This is a genomic window from Brasilonema sp. UFV-L1, assembly GCF_012912105.1.
In the GTDB taxonomy this organism is placed as follows: domain Bacteria; phylum Cyanobacteriota; class Cyanobacteriia; order Cyanobacteriales; family Nostocaceae; genus Brasilonema.
Genome location: NZ_QMEA01000145.1, coordinates 1 through 15,310 on the forward strand (window position 1 = coordinate 1; position 15,310 = coordinate 15,310).

Annotated in this window: 19 protein-coding genes; 7 read left to right on the forward strand and 12 right to left on the reverse strand. The window is 40.8% G+C overall.

What is annotated here, in order from left to right; genetic code table 11:
• Window positions 1-84 precede the first annotated feature (84 nt).
• Window positions 85-747 carry a hypothetical protein gene (locus tag DP117_RS28330; protein WP_211176397.1) on the forward strand — a complete coding sequence of 221 codons (663 nt, stop codon included), beginning with the start codon at window positions 85-87 and terminating at the stop codon, window positions 745-747.
• Between the two features lie 17 nt (window positions 748-764).
• Window positions 765-2,588 carry a hypothetical protein gene (locus DP117_RS28335; protein WP_169221541.1) on the forward strand — a complete coding sequence of 608 codons (1,824 nt, stop codon included), beginning with the start codon at window positions 765-767 and terminating at the stop codon, window positions 2,586-2,588.
• A gap of 164 nt (window positions 2,589-2,752) precedes the next feature.
• Here DP117_RS28335 and DP117_RS28340 read toward each other — a convergent pair whose 3' ends face one another.
• The 8 genes from DP117_RS28340 to DP117_RS28370 form a co-directional block, all read right to left on the reverse strand.
• Window positions 2,753-3,010, reverse strand: coding sequence for a hypothetical protein (locus DP117_RS28340; protein WP_169221542.1), 258 nt, complete (start codon window positions 3,008-3,010; stop codon window positions 2,753-2,755).
• Between the two features lie 89 nt (window positions 3,011-3,099).
• Window positions 3,100-3,825: a hypothetical protein gene (locus DP117_RS28345; RefSeq protein ID WP_169221543.1), complete on the reverse strand. Its 726-nt coding sequence runs from the start codon at window positions 3,823-3,825 to the stop codon at window positions 3,100-3,102.
• Window positions 3,822-4,718 carry a hypothetical protein gene (locus tag DP117_RS28350; RefSeq protein ID WP_169221544.1) on the reverse strand — a complete coding sequence of 299 codons (897 nt, stop codon included), beginning with the start codon at window positions 4,716-4,718 and terminating at the stop codon, window positions 3,822-3,824. Before DP117_RS28350 ends, DP117_RS28345 begins: the two co-directional genes overlap by 4 nt.
• An 11-nt stretch (window positions 4,719-4,729) precedes the next feature.
• Entirely contained in the window at window positions 4,730-4,858 is a 129-nt protein-coding gene (locus DP117_RS37080) for a hypothetical protein (protein ID WP_282440330.1), read from the reverse strand.
• Between the two features lie 61 nt (window positions 4,859-4,919).
• Entirely contained in the window at window positions 4,920-5,414 is a 495-nt protein-coding gene (locus tag DP117_RS28355; RefSeq protein ID WP_169221545.1) for a hypothetical protein, read from the reverse strand.
• A 124-nt stretch (window positions 5,415-5,538) separates the two neighbouring features.
• On the reverse strand, window positions 5,539-6,339 hold the full coding sequence (locus DP117_RS28360) for a DNA cytosine methyltransferase (protein WP_169221546.1): 801 nt from the start codon (window positions 6,337-6,339) through the stop codon (window positions 5,539-5,541).
• Window positions 6,340-6,784: 445 nt separating this feature from the next.
• Window positions 6,785-7,435, reverse strand: a complete 651-nt coding sequence (locus tag DP117_RS28365) for a hypothetical protein (protein ID WP_169221547.1) — start codon at window positions 7,433-7,435, stop codon at window positions 6,785-6,787.
• Entirely contained in the window at window positions 7,432-8,337 is a 906-nt protein-coding gene (locus DP117_RS28370; RefSeq protein WP_169221548.1) for a MarR family transcriptional regulator, read from the reverse strand. Before DP117_RS28370 ends, DP117_RS28365 begins: the two co-directional genes overlap by 4 nt.
• A 316-nt stretch (window positions 8,338-8,653) precedes the next feature.
• Between DP117_RS28370 and DP117_RS28375 the strand changes: the two genes are divergently transcribed.
• Together DP117_RS28375 and DP117_RS35630 are read left to right on the forward strand one after the other, a co-directional pair.
• The gene (locus DP117_RS28375; protein WP_169221549.1) at window positions 8,654-9,031 is read left to right on the forward strand and encodes a helix-turn-helix transcriptional regulator; all 378 of its coding nucleotides are present in this window, start codon (window positions 8,654-8,656) and stop codon (window positions 9,029-9,031) included.
• A gap of 108 nt (window positions 9,032-9,139) precedes the next feature.
• Window positions 9,140-9,583: a helix-turn-helix domain-containing protein gene (locus DP117_RS35630; protein ID WP_211176398.1), complete on the forward strand. Its 444-nt coding sequence runs from the start codon at window positions 9,140-9,142 to the stop codon at window positions 9,581-9,583.
• A gap of 169 nt (window positions 9,584-9,752) precedes the next feature.
• On the opposite strand, the gene DP117_RS28385 is transcribed toward DP117_RS35630, so the two are convergent.
• The 4 genes from DP117_RS28385 to DP117_RS28400 form a co-directional block, all read right to left on the reverse strand.
• Window positions 9,753-11,054: a hypothetical protein gene (locus DP117_RS28385; protein WP_169221550.1), complete on the reverse strand. Its 1,302-nt coding sequence runs from the start codon at window positions 11,052-11,054 to the stop codon at window positions 9,753-9,755.
• Between the two features lie 78 nt (window positions 11,055-11,132).
• Complete coding sequence (locus DP117_RS28390; RefSeq protein ID WP_169221551.1) at window positions 11,133-11,690, reverse strand: dihydrofolate reductase family protein; 558 nt, start codon at window positions 11,688-11,690, stop codon at window positions 11,133-11,135.
• Between the two features lie 182 nt (window positions 11,691-11,872).
• A complete protein-coding gene (locus tag DP117_RS28395; RefSeq protein WP_169221552.1) occupies window positions 11,873-12,499 on the reverse strand; it encodes a GNAT family N-acetyltransferase in 627 nt (208 codons plus the stop codon).
• Window positions 12,500-12,616: 117 nt separating this feature from the next.
• The gene (locus DP117_RS28400; protein WP_169221553.1) at window positions 12,617-12,868 is read right to left on the reverse strand and encodes a toxin-antitoxin system HicB family antitoxin; all 252 of its coding nucleotides are present in this window, start codon (window positions 12,866-12,868) and stop codon (window positions 12,617-12,619) included.
• 41 nt (window positions 12,869-12,909) lie between these two features.
• Between DP117_RS28400 and DP117_RS28405 the strand changes: the two genes are divergently transcribed.
• The 3 genes from DP117_RS28405 to DP117_RS28415 all read left to right on the forward strand — a co-directional run bounded on the left by DP117_RS28405 (window position 12,910) and on the right by DP117_RS28415 (window position 15,285).
• Complete coding sequence (locus DP117_RS28405) at window positions 12,910-13,707, forward strand: hypothetical protein (RefSeq protein WP_169221554.1); 798 nt, start codon at window positions 12,910-12,912, stop codon at window positions 13,705-13,707.
• Window positions 13,704-14,480 carry a hypothetical protein gene (locus tag DP117_RS28410; RefSeq protein WP_169221555.1) on the forward strand — a complete coding sequence of 259 codons (777 nt, stop codon included), beginning with the start codon at window positions 13,704-13,706 and terminating at the stop codon, window positions 14,478-14,480. The genes DP117_RS28405 and DP117_RS28410 overlap by 4 nt, the downstream gene beginning before the upstream one ends.
• Before the next feature lie 229 nt (window positions 14,481-14,709).
• Window positions 14,710-15,285, forward strand: a complete 576-nt coding sequence (locus DP117_RS28415) for a hypothetical protein (protein ID WP_169221556.1) — start codon at window positions 14,710-14,712, stop codon at window positions 15,283-15,285.
• Window positions 15,286-15,310 lie beyond the last annotated feature (25 nt).

Genomic DNA, 15,310 nt, shown 5'->3' on the forward strand with positions numbered 1-15,310 from the left:
GCTCCCAAATTTCACATTCTCCCAAAAACTTTCAGCCTTAACTGAACCGTATTGGGGTATAAGGCTAATGTTTCCAATGATGGTGTGATACAGGTTGATGGCACTAATTTTGAGTTATTTGGCAACTGGTTTGAACAGAAATTAAAACATAACTCAAACCAAAATGGTTTAAGATTGTTCAACAACCTGAAAAGTCGTAAAATTAATATTCCCTCCAATCTATCAATTATTGCAACCATCAATACATCTGATGAATCTATTTATTACTTAGACAGTGCTTTTAAGCGTCGTTGGGATTGGGAGTATGTAGATGCTCCTAGTAAAGCTAATATGTCATCCAAAACTATACCTGATGCGGTGCTATATACTAATTTACCACTAAGTGATGGTAAGTTTTTAGATTGGTATCGCTGTATTGTAGGAGTAAATGAATTTATCAAATCCCACTCTTACAGTATTAGAAGGATAGAAGATAAACTAATTGGTTGGTGGTTTATCAAGCCTAAAGATGGTGAAGTAACTCTGGAACAGGTGCAAGATAAACTAATGTTTTATCTATGGGACAGTGTATTTGCCAGAAATAAGCAATTATTAACTGAATTTATTCGAGATAAATTAAAGAATAAAAATATTAGCTTAGTTACCTTTACTGATTTTTTGATTTATACAACAGACTTACTAGAGTACTGGCATGATAGCGTGCCTACTGTAGAAGAAAAAGACGATGATGATATTCCGTTTAACTAATGCTAAATTTCCACGAATTGCAACCAGTTGTTAACGATAAATATTCGTTTGTCGGCATTCAAAAGCGCGATTCCCAAATCCAATTGTGCTTGCCCCGTGGTTTTGACCCTGCTGTGTTTGATACGTATAATAACAAATGCTATATATTCTTCTTGCTCTACAAGATATTATGCCAATTTAAAAATATTTGCAATTTGAAAGGATATCTGCAATCTGCTGCTGATAGAGATGGAGTTGTTCGGGGTGATGGCAGCACTCAGGAAATTAGCCTACCTGATGTTGTAAATGAAGGAAATATGCTCTATTCCAAGCTAGATAATATTGGTGCTATCTTGGCTGCTTATGATGAACTAAAAATACTGTCTTTGGCTTATCGGTTAGGGATAACTGAGAAAGTTGACTACTCTCAGATTCATCGCTTTTTGCACAGGGCAGTGTATCAAAATAATGGTGCGGCATATATTGATGCAATGACCTTGCCCCGACAGCAAGTACAGTACCAGTCTACAGATATTGTGGCAATGTATTGCTATATCCTCTGGGAAATTAAGCAGCAGCTAGATGAAGAAATTCCCCCTGAGTTGCAGGTACTAGCAGAAGATTTTAAACATAGATATATAGGGGCAGAGTACAGTTTATTCCATGAAGAGTACTGTACTCAAACTGTAGATATTCTCAAGGATGCTTTGGAGTTAATCAAACGTTCTACTCCGCTTAAGGATGATGATTTTTGGCAGTTTCACGATGCGATTGAGTTATTTTTATATGGAGAACTATCCCAACAGGATGAAGGGGAAATTTGGGGTATTAAGAACTTCCATAGCGTTTGGGAATCTATGTGCCTAACATACTTAGCGAAGAATGTAGCGCCAGAAAATATTTTGCATTTGGATGGTAGATATATAGCTGATGATGTACTGGCATTAGTTAATAGTAAGCCAAAAATATTGGATTTGACTGATGCTTTTATAATTAATGGCAAGCAGCTAATGCCTGATGCAGTTGTATATTATGTTGGTAGCTATTTTAGACAAAATAATGTTTATCACTTAAAGAAAAGTTATGCATGGAATGGAGCACTTTGGAATGATTATTCTTACGAAACCCGTTTCACTTGTCAAAAACCTGGTAAAAAATACACTGTTATTGACATAAAAATAGGTTATATCAATCAATTTCCACAAACCGGACATACTTTTGTAGAGCTAGAAAAGATATATCCTGTCATCAATGAAGAACTATTGATTAATTCGCAGTTGCCTGAGAATTTTTATTCATTTTGGGAGATTGATGTCAATGAATTAAACTCTAGTGAATTTGATTTGATGTTTAAAGTTAATCATGTCTTTTGCGTTGCTTTGAGAAATGGTGTTTTTACTCCAGATAAATTTAAATATTTTTTACGAATTCATTTAGATGTGCCAGTTGATCGTTCTAATGTTTTTAATAGTTCTTTATTTCGATATTATATTGTCGAACCTTTTAAGAAGGATATCGATGATTTAGTTAGTAGGTTTGCTGATTTTATACAAAAAGTATCTTGCGGTTTTCGGATAGTTGATATCAAATATTTAGAACCAGAAGATTTTTCTATTAGTAACAATTTCCGAGAATTGAAAGAAAGAAGTATCAGGAAACAATTTGTTTACGAGTATTTGTTACAACAGCGCATAGAATCTAGCGGGAAATATAAAGACTTAGAAATTAGAAGTGATTTTTGGTTTCCCTCTTCGTGGAATGATTCTGATGTATTAGAAGAAACAATTAATAACTCATTTTCTGGATATATTGATTTTAATAATGTAAATTTTGCTGCTATTGCTGATAGTTACCTTAAATGATGCAACCGCTGACCTGATACTAATTCCTTGTTCCAGGCACTCAGTATCCCAGGTTCTAGAAGAAGGACTTCCTCTCGTCATCAAATTGAATGACATTTTGCAGCGAATTATCCAATTCCCAAGCGCAGACTCAGAACTGTTAAGGTTTTGTTGCAAAACCGCTCTTATTCAGTGGTTGTAGACTGATAGATAGAACGCAGTTCAGAAAGAGTATTCACTGTTTTTAACCCAGAGGCGATTTGCCTTAATTGTTCCACATCTTTAATTTGTGAAATTTCTGGCAACAAACTTAACCCAAGAGTGCCAAATTTTAACTCCAACACCAGCTCAAGACATTCTAACAGCACCTGTCTCATCTGATTTTGGCTTTGCTCGATTCCTTTTTGAATTCCGATTCTCTCAACACTCGTAATGTACGACATATGTTTATCTTCCTCGTACTGACAACTTCTTGTCAAGACTTCTATTCTAACTCTAAGGGTAAACCCATTACTTCCGGTTCGCTCATTTTTTAGAGTTCAGTGAAGGTTGATGATTTACTTCGATGTATGAATTTAGAGCGTCTCAGTTTAACAATTGTAGGTATATACTCATTTTTATTATTCTGTCCCTCAAATCCAAGTCGCAAATAAACATTTCCGCCTATTCCTGGAATTACCTCACCTTCAGAAGTACGTTTATCATCTTTGGCAAAGTAGAAAAATTGAAATTTATCATAAATAGGTTCTTCAAATTCATTTTTTAATTTCTGCTCTGCATTATGATAAATTACAGGAGCAACTATAAATATTTTTTCTGGTTCAATTTTTTGGATAAGGTTAATCAAATTTGTTCTAACTACACATGCACCGGAAATAATAGATTTAACAACTATTAAATATTTCACTTGATTGTTAGAAGGTTCTTGATATTTTTTTAATATAGGAGCTACTTTTAAATCTTCAATTTCAAAGGGCGAGAATCGCTGATTCCAAAAACAAGCAAAAGCAACTTTTTGAATCTGTTTCTCCAGACGAATAAGCATACCTTTAGCTAAAAAATCAGCGTCTTCCACAGTACAAGCAAGGTATACATCAGACAAATAATCATCAATTTGAGCTAACACACAATCACCAAGACTCATACCGATTTTGGTCATTATTTCCTTGTATTTTTCTGAATTAACGCTTTTATCCGCCAGGGTCTCAAGCCAGACTTTGACATCTTCATTACATAAGTTTGAGTAAGTTCTAGTCATATCAAGAAGACCTCCAGTTCCTCAAAACTAGTAGGTTTATGTTTTTTAATGAGTTGTTGAAATCGTTTGAAATCATCTTTTTCAAGACTATAAGGGAGTGTACCTTCAAACAATCCATCTTCAAATTTCCAATTTAGAAAACCTCTTGTCAGTTTGTAAGTAAAACCTTCAATTTTATTGAAAATATTTTCAACCTCCGGGTCTAACTGCAACTGTTTCTGGAAAGAACGAATGTACGAAGGCGTTGACTGTTGAGCCTTTTTGATAACATCCATTACAGATGTTCTAGATTTGTTACTGGTAATCCACGCCCCAAGTAATACTGTTGCTACACATTCAAGCTTGTCTAGTTCAGGTTCATCAACAGCACAAAGATACTCTATAGCCTGTCTAAAATTTTTATCTTTATTAATTAACTTAACAAGGTTTTCTTCAAAAGAAAAGTAAACTACTTGGCTATAAGTTATAATAATATCTGGCATATTTTGAGCTAATTTATCTCGTACCTTCTCACTAGAAACTACTAAATTAATTTCAGATTGTCTAGAAAATGACTTATTTAGTGTATATTGTTTCTGAAAATCATCACATATTGATTTGTTCCCTTCTCCCCAAGAAACGCTTAAACTGTTTTTCAATTGAAAGTGTCTAAGTACATTATCAGTTTTTTCATCAATAATCAAATCATCAACAAATGCAAAGCATTGACTCAAAAAATAGATTTCTTTATTGCATTCTATAGCACATCTTGAGAGTAGACCCAACTGATAAACAGCAAAGATATCTTCATATTGATTTCCTTTGCTACTATTTATACCTCCAGCATTTTTGTGTTTTAGGTAATTTAAAACTTCAGTGCCAAATAATTTTTCTATGTCTTTTTCTGTGTACATACAATTTACTATTAATTCTCAGGGATAATACCCTCCATCGACCTAACCCAATTTTCACTTTGTCCGCAAACCGACAAGGCGATCGCCTTTACTCCAAAACTCATACTGACAGGTTGACCAGCCCCAGAATATTTCAGCATTGATGAGGCTATGTGTTTATTTTACTATAAAAAATGCGTTTTAACCCTTTTATATAAAGCATTACAGCGTTTTACCTAGTAATTTCAAAATCTCTATAATTGGCACTTTAGCTTCTTCTAATTCCTGGATAGTTTGAATGAGTCGCGATTGAATATAAGCGGTTTTAGAAATTACTTTGTCACCTTGATGTATTTGCCAATCATACCAAGCTTGCTTGTACTGCTTGCCGTTCTTCTTAGTAATAGTCCGCCACTGAATTCTACCTGTTCCTTCTCCCCGGCTTCTGCGTTTAGTACTAACGGTTGAGTGAACCATTAGTACTGTTTCTATGTCAGGGGAGGATTCCAACTCAGTACTAACGGTTGAGGAGTGGTTAACCGTTAGTACTGTTTCCTGTTGATTCTCTGCTTGAGTACTAACGGTTGAGTGAACCATTAGTACTGTTTCTGTGTCAGGGGAGGATTCCAACTCAGTACTAACGGTTGAGGAGTGGTTAACCGTTAGTACTGTTTCCTGTTGATTCTCTGCTTGAGTACTAACGGTTGAGTGAACCATTAGTACTGTTTCTGTGTCAGGGGAGGATTCCAACTCAGTACTAACGGTTGAGTCCTCGTTAAAGGACTGCACCCAGCCGCAGAAACTGCAACCATCAGCCAGATTTAACAAAGGCTGCTCACAGCTAGGACAACAGACTTTGGAGGTAGAGGACGCGGCGAATTGCGATCGCAGCTTGGAGGGGACAGACTGAACGGGCGTAGAGGTCGTTTGCTTCCCTTCGCTTTGGTGTGTGGTGACGCATTCCGGGGTAAAAGGGAGCTGTATTGAGATTGCTTGCCCACCAGCCATCAATATTTCTTCTACCCACCCAACGGGGAACCCCATCATCCATCCTGGCACTGCTGGGTGTAACTTGTCCCCCTTGCTGATAAATTCCCTCAATGACTGTTCCAATCTGGTCGCCCCAGCGGGTCGGCATCTTGTAGAACCTTTGGCGTAAGTGGTCGGGGTAGGCAATGATGAAAAGCCTTTTTCTTTCGTGCGGCGCTCCGAGTTCCTTTGCTGATATGATTTGTGGATCGTCCCAACAATATCTGCAAATTCTGAGTCCTCCAAAAATTGCTCGAAGTCCTCGACTGATAACCCCTGGAGGATTTTCGATGATGACGAAGTGAGGGGAACCGTCGGCGATGCATCGCAGGGCTTCAAACCAAAGGGCTGACTCTGGGTGGTTGAGTCCGGTTCCGTTACCAGCGATGCTGGTTCCAGTGCAGGGAAATGATACCCAATGAATGTCATGTTCTCCTGATTTGGGGTGATAAGTTCTGATGTCGTCGTGAATGGGGATGTTGGGAAAGCGATGCTTGAGGACTTGTTGGGCATCAAGGTCGATTTCAACAAACTGTGTTGTTTTAATACCGAATTGCTCTGCGGCAAGTGTTGCGCCCCCAATTCCGGCAAACTCGTCAAGCATTGTAAGCATTCAGACTCATTCCCATTTAATCCCTGCTGATAAAGTTCCGTTTTTGATTGATCCGATTCCAGCACATTTGCTGGTGTGTCTGATTCTGCTGGACATGGCTCAAAGCAACTTTCGTCTAGTTCGACTTCGTGCGGTTCGTAATTACGGGATTCATTAAACAAAACAGAGACGCTGCGACCTTTCAGTGCTGCAACAGTGCCGATGTTGCAAAGTAGGTAACTTTTGTGCCAAGGAAGTTCTGCGTCAATTTTTACGCAGACGCGCTCTCCAACTTTCCACATAGAAGGAAATGCGCTACCGTCCTCCCAGGCTGGATCTACTCCACCGTCCCAATCGCGTTTGTGCTTGCGCCTGGGCTTGGTGTACTGCTCAACATCAAAAAGTTGTGTCACGGAACTGTACCCCCTTGCTTGTTCCAACAGTGAACAGTGAACAGTGAACAGTTTTAACTTCTCAATAAGTTTTCCCCGCAAGGGTGATGCTCCTTCTGGGAGCCGCCCAAAGGGCGATTGCCTGTTCGCGCAGCGTGCGCTTTGCGCTCAGGGCAGACTTCTGGCGGCGTATCGCCTTCAGGCACGAGAGTGTCAAACTTCTCCTTGCAAGCGGCTACAAATTCCTTTTCTTCCTCAGTGACGGGTTCACTTCCCCATCCATCAAGCGCTGCAGCATGGAGCTGCTGGGCTAGCATTTCTTCAGTGGGGGTGCGATCGCGTTGCCGCAAACTCTTTGCAGTGGCAAACTCCTTGATACGCTTTTGAATTTCTAAGTGAGTTTCTGAGAATCCTTTTAGAATGCTTTGTTGCCAGTCTGAGCGGGAAAATTGATCTAATTTGGCACAGGTACTAGCCGTAAAGCGCTGGTCATAATTGGGGTTGCCTCTTATTATTCCCCCAGCTGAGCACTGGGGGTTTTGACAAACCACGGATTTATCGCGGTGGTGGTCGTAATCTGGAATGACTAACCGAATCAGGTGAAGCTGGACTTTTCCTGTATCTTGGCAGCAGAAGCACTTCCACGTTGGTTGCCAAACTTCTTCTGCCTCTGGTTTTTCCCGTTCTGGGCGAATGGGTTCGCGGGGTAATTGTGGGAAATTCATAAGCATACCCCCTCAAAAGCATTGACCGCAAACGCCCAGTCATAGAACAAATTACGTTCTTCACGTTCGGCTTCGCTCTCGTGTACCCACTCATAACCGCGTTCAAAAGCTTCCCAAATCCATTCATTGAAGCGGGGGTCTTTGTGCCAATCGTGCCCAGTTGCAGCTTTCTTCAAAGCTTTGCGACCAGCAGAGGAATTTAAAAATTTCTCCCACCAATTGTTTAAGTCTTCAGGTTTACTAAGAAACCTTTCTAGGCTGATAATTTCCTTCCCTGGCTCTCCGTTCTTGGCGGTTATCTTTCTCCAAGAGTCCCTGACAAATTGTTCAAAGTTCTCTCTCTCCGCTTCTGAGAGAGAGTCTAAAAGATCTGAATAATCTTTATTAATCTTAGAGGGCTGCGACGCTTGCGATACAAGGCTTTCAGGCTCCGTTTGTCGCCGTAGGGCGACATCTGTCGCCGTAGTTTTACAACTGTCGCCGTCAGTTGACAATTGTCGCCCTACGTTTACATCTGTCGCCGTAGTTTTACAACTGTCGCCGTCAGTTGACAATTGTCGCCCTACGTTTACATCTGTCGCCGTAGATTGACAATAGTGTGCAATTAAAGAAGTGTCACATAGGTAGCCAAGCGAGCGCAACTTTAACGTAAAGTTCATGTCCTCGCGTTCGATGTAGCCCTTTTCTTCAAGGACATCAAAAGCCTTATAAACTGCCTGCCTAGAAATTTCTAAAAACTCAGCTATTTTTGAGGCTTTTACCTGAAGCCCATTACTGTACGGGTCTAAAGTTCTGAGGTAGTACAAAATACGAAGCTGCGTGTGCGTAAGCTCCTTACTAGCTTTTACCCATTCCTCATGTTGAAGTGGATAAAACTTTCCTTGAATCTTTGCGTCTGTCATAATGGATGAATGAATGAATTAATAAATTAATGAAACGGAAGTTTCTGCCCTTGTCTACATATGTAGATAGGGCTGGGTTTTTGTGGTATAATCAGTTCTCTACACGTTTTGACCCATTCGTCATGCTGCAAAGGGAAGAATTTTTCTACAATTTTTTCTGTCATAATTTCACACGCAAAAGACGTCCTCCAATGCCAGTTGGGGGTTTACACTAATGTTTATGAGCGTTTATCAACCTATTAGTTTTAGACGACTAGTTTAGTAGTTTGATTTAAAGATTATACAACTACTAGATGGATTTTGGAGACAAATGTTTATGCAGGTTCACCAGCTTTTCAAGCAAGCTCAGGACAGGTATGGAATTCGGGGAAAGGAACTGGCAAAGCTGGCTGGAATCAGTGCCAATCATTTATCCGAATTTCGTATGGGGAAAGCGTGGGTCAGTCCAGAAGTTTTCATGGCACTGCTGGAGGCAATGGACTCCTTAGCTCCTGGTTCAAGGCTCTACTTTTGCCAGTTACTAGCGCAAGAACCCGTAAAAAAAGTTGATGTGGAGCCAAAACTGGTAGAACTGATTGAACTCGCTGATGATGACGAGATGGAAGCCGCGATGATAGCGATTGGGCGAAAGTGGAAGCGATCGCGCTCTTGTCATAGGCACACAGAGAATATTGATAATGCGATTGCGGTATGAGCGTTAAAAGTCTCCAGGAGTAATGCCAATGTGATTTTTGCACATCTTGTACTTCCTAGTTCAGTTTGATAGTATACAATAACTTGGAAAATGGCAAGTAGCAGCAATATGGATAGGCATCAAGAAATATTAATTGCAGCAATTAGAGAAAGTGGGTTAACAGCAAGAGAAATTGCTGTAAAGGCGGGTGTACATGAAAGTACTCTCAGTAAGTTTCTTGATGGGAAAAATGACCTAAAAGCTGGTAATTACTTCAAAATCCTGAGTGTGCTTCCTGTTGCACAAAGGCAAGTAACCCTGGAAAGATTAAGCATAGGTGTCATGAATGCTTTGTCAGGTGAAGATACCAAAGGCTTGCGCTCTCTGGTGGACATGATAGAAGTCGCTACCGATGACGAGATGGAAGCCGCGATGATAGCCATTGGGCGAAAGTGGAAGCGATCGCGCTTGAGTTATAGGCATACTGAGGATATTGATAATGCGATCGCGCGTCAGGGCACTACGCAGAGTGCGATTGGGCAAGCGAGCGTGCCAAAGGCGATCGCAGTATGATAGAAGCTAGGTTGCTTCAGTTATCAGTTATCAGTTTGAAGAAGAAGTCAGCAATTCTGAATTCAGTATTCAGAAAGAGGAAATAAAGAATTTAGTTTTCTGACCGGAGGCGGAGCGTCTCCGGCTCCGCTCCTGACTCCTGACTCCTGACTCCTGACTCCTTCACTGTTCACTGATTTAAAGCTTGCATCCTAAACTCTTCTTTAGACAGTGCCGACAGTCCTAAATCTTCTCGCAACTTATTCACTGCTTCTAAATCTTTGGTGCTGATAATACCATTGCTCATTGCTAGCGATAGGCTGAGAACTCTAGCATTCATAGCTGCTGGGTCAATCTCTTTCTCTACTTTGAACTCTCCGAGATTATTTTCAAACTTTTTACCAAAGTTAACAATAAGGAGAGGTTTCACTACCTTTTCTAGAATTTCGTCTCTAGTGCTGGTCATGATTGCTTCAATTTGAGAGTCAAGTATCAGTCGATGCCCTTCATTGATACCAGCGTTGCCGATGCCTGATGCTGTATCATCAAAGATGGTTGAAGGAACTCCGTAGGAATAGAACACCATTTTTTGGTAGTGCTGTAGTGCGACTTCAAAGAACTTCTCGCCTGCATTGCCTGGAATTTGGAATACTTTATTTTTGATATCTGTTCCAAACACACTACGGTTTTCAGCATTTTGGGCGGCTGAGACTGTGGCGTAAATTGCGTTTTGAGTTTTGAGAGAACCGTCTTCTTTTTTGACTGGCTCTCCTTGAGCATTAAGAATAGCGACCATTTTGTCTCCAGGCGCTTGGACAACAAGGAGTCCTGTGGCTTGTCGCTGTCCTGCTGTTGTCCATTGTTTGAAAAAGAGTTGTCTTGCTTGGAAGTAGGGGTAAGCTCTGGCTGCTTGGGGGTCGCCTTGTGGATCGTCTGGCTCCTCAATGCTGGGGTTGTAGATGTGAATGAGTTTTTGGTAGGGGATGAGTTTTGATGGAGAGGATTTTTTATAAATAATGTTATCTATTTTGTTGGTGCTGCCTGTAAAGCTGTAATGTAGAGGATTGAGGATTTTGATTTTGTGCAGTCGCCATTCTCCTTTTTGTGCTGTCCATACTATTTCTGCACAGGAAGTTCCTAGAGAGTATGCCTGCTTAATCATTTTCCCAATAATGGTGTGCAAACTCCCTTTCATACTTTCAAAATTGGAGCGCACCCATTGGGTGATTGTCATTGGTCCATTGGGGGTTTGATAGGTGTGTGTATCGTTGTGAAAGTACTCACCAAATTCTGTTAATGCTCGTAGTGCCGTGATGCTGATAGCCACTCGATTAATAGGGCATTCTTTGAGCATTTTGGCTAAGTCTTCGAGTGAGTAGTCTTCTTTATAAGTTAAGTTTTGTGCGAATGATGTGAAAATTCCTTCTATTTCTGCGGCTAATTCTCTTTGCATTAGCTGTGCAGAGATTTGGTAGGTTAAGCTGTCTGTCATTTTATTTTTGGAATATTATTTTTGAATAAAAAATATAGGCTTCTGTTCATTTTCTACAAAACAAGCAACAAAACACTTTTATTTATAATTTAACTTGTAGGTTAATAACAAGACACCGGTCTTGTACACCTTTGAATTAATTAACGATAAATCAATTGCTTTTGTACTTTTTCCAAAAAGCCTTATGCCACTACCAAAGATAACAGGATAAAGCTTGATTATTAATTCATCAATCAGTTCATTCTCAAACAGAAAACCTGCAAAAGTTCCACCTCCGCATAAATAAATATCCGTTCCCTCCTCTTCTTTTAATTGCTTTACAAATTCTAATTCGTTTTTATCAATGATTTTGACCTGCTCATCCGGCTCTGTGTCGAAGCGTAATGTCTTGGAGAAGATATAATGCTTCATGTGGGGATAAGTCGGTGAAGGTTGTCCGGGTTGAACGCCGAACTGATAGCCATACTCATACGTGGCTTTACCCATTAATACCGTGTCGTATGCTTTGAGACTTTCAAGATATTCAGTCACGTGTTCTCCTTCCATGAATGCTGAGAACCCATCAGTTGAGCCATCTTCATGAGCAATATAATTGTCAAGAGTAGTGCCGACATGATAAATCAGCTTTCTTTGCATCGATTTTCCTCTAATTATCAAATCACTCTAAGAGGATGTCTAAAAAGTATGTGAAAGGTATATTTTGTCATTCTGAGACAAGCGTTGCGGAACAAAGAATCCAGAGTTTGAGGCGTAGTCTTGAGATGCTTCACTACGCTGTCGCTCCGTTCAGCATGACATTTTGACTTCTCAGACATCCTTCAATAATACTCGGTATTGGGATTCGTTTTGTCCCAACCATTCAAACGACGGAATGACGTTGAAATGCGTAAGTTTTGGGCTGATAAACTTTCCCAGGATTCCCGTGTCAGTTGCCATTCGATTTGGCTCCATCCTCGCTCACGCATCCAATCTGGGCTAGGACGTGTACCAATTATGACAAATCCATATCGGTGCGCTAAACGTGCGACACGTAAATTTGCACTGACGGAAATGCCTCGAATCTCTTTTAACTCTAGCTCGCGGAACCCAAACTCAATTAAAGCGATCGCAACCTCAATTGCGTATGCGTAACGCCCCCAGAACTGGGGTGCCAATTCGATGCCCAGTTCTGCTTTATCTGAATCGTGGCTTTCACGGCGCAGTCCGCAACAGCCAATTAACTCCTGAGAGTTCTGACGACGAGCAATGGCAAGTTGATAATTGAGACGGGGGCGTTGGGCTGCCCACTGACTGAAAAGGCACAGAAGTTCGCGTGTATGGCTGGGTGCGACTTCTTCTGGCGCACAGAATTCAGCATACCGTGAATCGGCATGATAGGCGAAAAACTCTTGCTCGTCTTCCTTGATAAAGTCTCGTAGAAGAAATCTTTTGGTGACAATTTCCATAGTCAGTGACTTTGCCCTAATCGTCTTCGTCTAAATAAACGGATTCTTGCTAAGTGCTGCTTTGAACACGGGGGATACTAATGTATTTACCCGTTCAGAAAATGTCGATTAATTGAACTATATTGGCTCATCTCCTGGTTGAGGTGGTTCATCACCAGAACGAGTCATAATCCTGTTGAAAGCCGCAAAGTCAGCTTGTGCTTGACGTTCAACAAAAAACTGAGATGTTTTCAATGCTGAAATTTTCTCTGCTACAGCGGTGGCGATAAATTGATTGACACTGACGCCATCTTGTGCAGCTAGACGTTCGACTTCTGTTTTAAGAGAGCGTGGTAGCCGCAAGGCGTAATTTGCTGTGGTGTTTTTCATTGTGGGAATTATTGTAATTGTTTATATGTATGTCTTAATATATGCCTATTGCTCACTTTAATTCTTTTAGTACTTTGCTTGGACAAGAGAGGGATTCTCTTGAGTACCAAGATGGTTTGGTGAAAAATGCTCTTATCTTAATTGAGGGGCGACACACTGACCGTAATGGTCGTACTATAGATTTCACCGCTGATGACATCCAGGAAATTACTGATAATACGAATTCTATATTAGCGAAGGGTCAGGAAGTTCCTTTTATCTTTGACCATGCTAAACAGTTGTATTTGAATGGCGAAATTAAAAAACTTGGTGAGGTTTTACCACATTTGGAAAGTCGTGTGGTGGAGGAGAAGGACTTACCTAAACCAGAGATGACTGATTTGTTGGGCAAGATGGCGGTTTTTGGTAAGGTGCGTGTTGTTTCTAGACTTGATGATGTACGTAAAGGGCTGATTAGGCTTTTATCTCCTGGTATTGATTTGGCGAATCGGCGGTTGTTTGAATTGAGTGCTGTTCTTTTTCCTGCAATTGTTGGTCCTGCTTTGTTTTCTCTGGATTATGTAGAAGCGAAACAGCAGATGGATGCAAGCCGTAAGTTGCAGGAACAGTCACAGGATTGCTTGTCTATACTTTTTTCTGTACTGCGCTCTATTGATTCTGCTAATGATGTTGATGCTACTATGCTGCGGCATAAGGCATTTACTGATTTTGTTTCTGATTTGGGACAGCTTTTAGGGATAACTGGACTTGAGGTGATGCCTATAATTTCTTATTCAAAGGAACAGCCGCAGTCTGTAGCTGAACTTCAGCTGAAGTCTAGGAAGAAGAAGTCATCATGACTGGGTTGCGTAAGGGGTATTTTCGGACGGTGAATGGGAAACCTGTGTTTGTTCGTCCTGGGTTTTCGGCACGCAGAATCAAGTCAGTGATAAAAAAGGATAACATAATGAAACAAGTGACGCCAGTTGTTTTGCAAGATGAGCTTGCTACTTCTCCAGAGTTTGAGGAAGTGGCTAAACTTGATGCGGCTTATGTTGCGTTTCGTAAACTTGTGCGATCGCTCCTCCAACAAGAGGAGGCGGGTCAAGCATCAAATATAATTGAGTCTGCTATTGCTGATGGTTGGGAACAGTTCACTGCTGATGCTCTGAAGTTGTTTGATTTGAGCATTGATGATATTGATTCTGAGGAGACTGTTGAAAATAAAACTCAAATGAGTGCTGCTGATAATGAACTTCGGGCTGAGTTTGCAGCAATGAAGCAAGAGCAAGCGATGACGAAGCGGATTTATCAGCTTGAGCGTCGTGCTGATAAGCTTTTGGCTGAACGTGTTATTACCCCGGCAGAAAGAAAGTCATTGTTTGCTAACTTGTCTGTTGAAGATGATGTTGTGGCTGTCTTTTCAAAGTTTTCGGAATCTCAGGGTTTGTCTTTGGCTGATTACTTGAGTCGTCTTGAGTTTTGTTTGGATTGGCGGGAGAAGAATGGGAGTTCTGGTGCTGCTCTTTTCTTCACTCAGATTGCTGATGACAAGATTGGATCATATGATGCTCAAGCTGAAGAGGCATCTGCTTTTGTTCAAGAATATCGTAGTCGTAATGGATATGAGTGAGAAGAAGGAGTCAGAATTCAGAATTCAGAATTCAGAATATCCCCACGGATGAATCCGGGGGTTTCAAGTACGATGCTGTGCCTTTCTGCTCCTCCATGCGGGAGCGCAGGGGCTTTAAACCCTCACCGTATCGCCACTCGTACACTCGTCATTCTGACTCCTGAGTTCTGACTCCTGAGTTCTTTTTGGATAACTGATAACTGTGCGGTTCGCACAGGGAGGTATGTAAATGTATTCACGTCAGGCTTACCGATTTGAGAAGCCGATTCTTTACAATAATGTCAATACTGAAAGTCTGTACGGTGCTGTTATTGAACCAGAGAATGTTGCTTATATTGCACCGTTAGGGCGGTGTATTCGCGCAGGTTCTTTCTTAGCAACGGGCGATCGCTTATTACCAAGAGCAAGAATTATTAGCCCATACACGAGTGATAGCAATAATGTTATTGTTTCTAATCCAGCAGTCTTTAAGCCTGGGGATGTATTGAGATTGATTGGTACATCGTCTTCAACTCCACAGCAAGAGGCTGCTGCTGTCTTTCAAGGAACGGCTGTTTCTTTTGGTACTATCGTTAGTGTGGACGCTTCACTTGTTCATCAGGTGGTGACTTGTACTGTAGGGAATGTTTCTCCAGGGAATATATTTATTTTGCTAATTGAGGGAGTTTCCCTTTCTTGCACTGCGACGACTTCCAACTCTGCTGATGTTGTTTCTGCTTTAAAATCTGTTTTCGATGCTGCTTGGGGTCAGACTCTGGGGTTTGCGGAAATAAGAGTTAGTGCTGAGGAAGATACTCTTACCTGAATGGCACTAAGAAAAGCTCTAAGCT

Excerpts from the sequence above, each read along its gene's own strand:
- DP117_RS28410 (WP_169221555.1), top strand. The coding sequence starts at position 13,704 with ATGACTGGGTTGCGTAAGGGGTATTTTCGGACGGTGAATGGGAAACCT.
- DP117_RS28400 (WP_169221553.1), bottom strand. The coding sequence starts at position 12,868 with ATGAAAAACACCACAGCAAATTACGCCTTGCGGCTACCACGCTCTCTT.
- DP117_RS28340 (WP_169221542.1), bottom strand. The coding sequence starts at position 3,010 with ATGTCGTACATTACGAGTGTTGAGAGAATCGGAATTCAAAAAGGAATC.
- DP117_RS37080 (WP_282440330.1), bottom strand. The coding sequence starts at position 4,858 with ATGCTGAAATATTCTGGGGCTGGTCAACCTGTCAGTATGAGTTTTGGA.
- DP117_RS28385 (WP_169221550.1), bottom strand. The coding sequence starts at position 11,054 with ATGACAGACAGCTTAACCTACCAAATCTCTGCACAGCTAATGCAAAGA.
- DP117_RS28350 (WP_169221544.1), bottom strand. The coding sequence starts at position 4,718 with ATGTACACAGAAAAAGACATAGAAAAATTATTTGGCACTGAAGTTTTA.
- DP117_RS35630 (WP_211176398.1), top strand. The coding sequence starts at position 9,140 with ATGGATAGGCATCAAGAAATATTAATTGCAGCAATTAGAGAAAGTGGG.
- DP117_RS28395 (WP_169221552.1), bottom strand. The coding sequence starts at position 12,499 with ATGGAAATTGTCACCAAAAGATTTCTTCTACGAGACTTTATCAAGGAA.
- DP117_RS28390 (WP_169221551.1), bottom strand. The coding sequence starts at position 11,690 with ATGCAAAGAAAGCTGATTTATCATGTCGGCACTACTCTTGACAATTAT.
- DP117_RS28360 (WP_169221546.1), bottom strand. The coding sequence starts at position 6,339 with ATGCTTACAATGCTTGACGAGTTTGCCGGAATTGGGGGCGCAACACTT.
- DP117_RS28345 (WP_169221543.1), bottom strand. The coding sequence starts at position 3,825 with ATGACTAGAACTTACTCAAACTTATGTAATGAAGATGTCAAAGTCTGG.
- DP117_RS28405 (WP_169221554.1), top strand. The coding sequence starts at position 12,910 with ATGCCTATTGCTCACTTTAATTCTTTTAGTACTTTGCTTGGACAAGAG.
- DP117_RS28355 (WP_169221545.1), bottom strand. The coding sequence starts at position 5,414 with ATGGTTCACTCAACCGTTAGTACTCAAGCAGAGAATCAACAGGAAACA.
- DP117_RS28370 (WP_169221548.1), bottom strand. The coding sequence starts at position 8,337 with ATGACAGACGCAAAGATTCAAGGAAAGTTTTATCCACTTCAACATGAG.
- DP117_RS28375 (WP_169221549.1), top strand. The coding sequence starts at position 8,654 with ATGCAGGTTCACCAGCTTTTCAAGCAAGCTCAGGACAGGTATGGAATT.
- DP117_RS28415 (WP_169221556.1), top strand. The coding sequence starts at position 14,710 with ATGTATTCACGTCAGGCTTACCGATTTGAGAAGCCGATTCTTTACAAT.
- DP117_RS28365 (WP_169221547.1), bottom strand. The coding sequence starts at position 7,435 with ATGAATTTCCCACAATTACCCCGCGAACCCATTCGCCCAGAACGGGAA.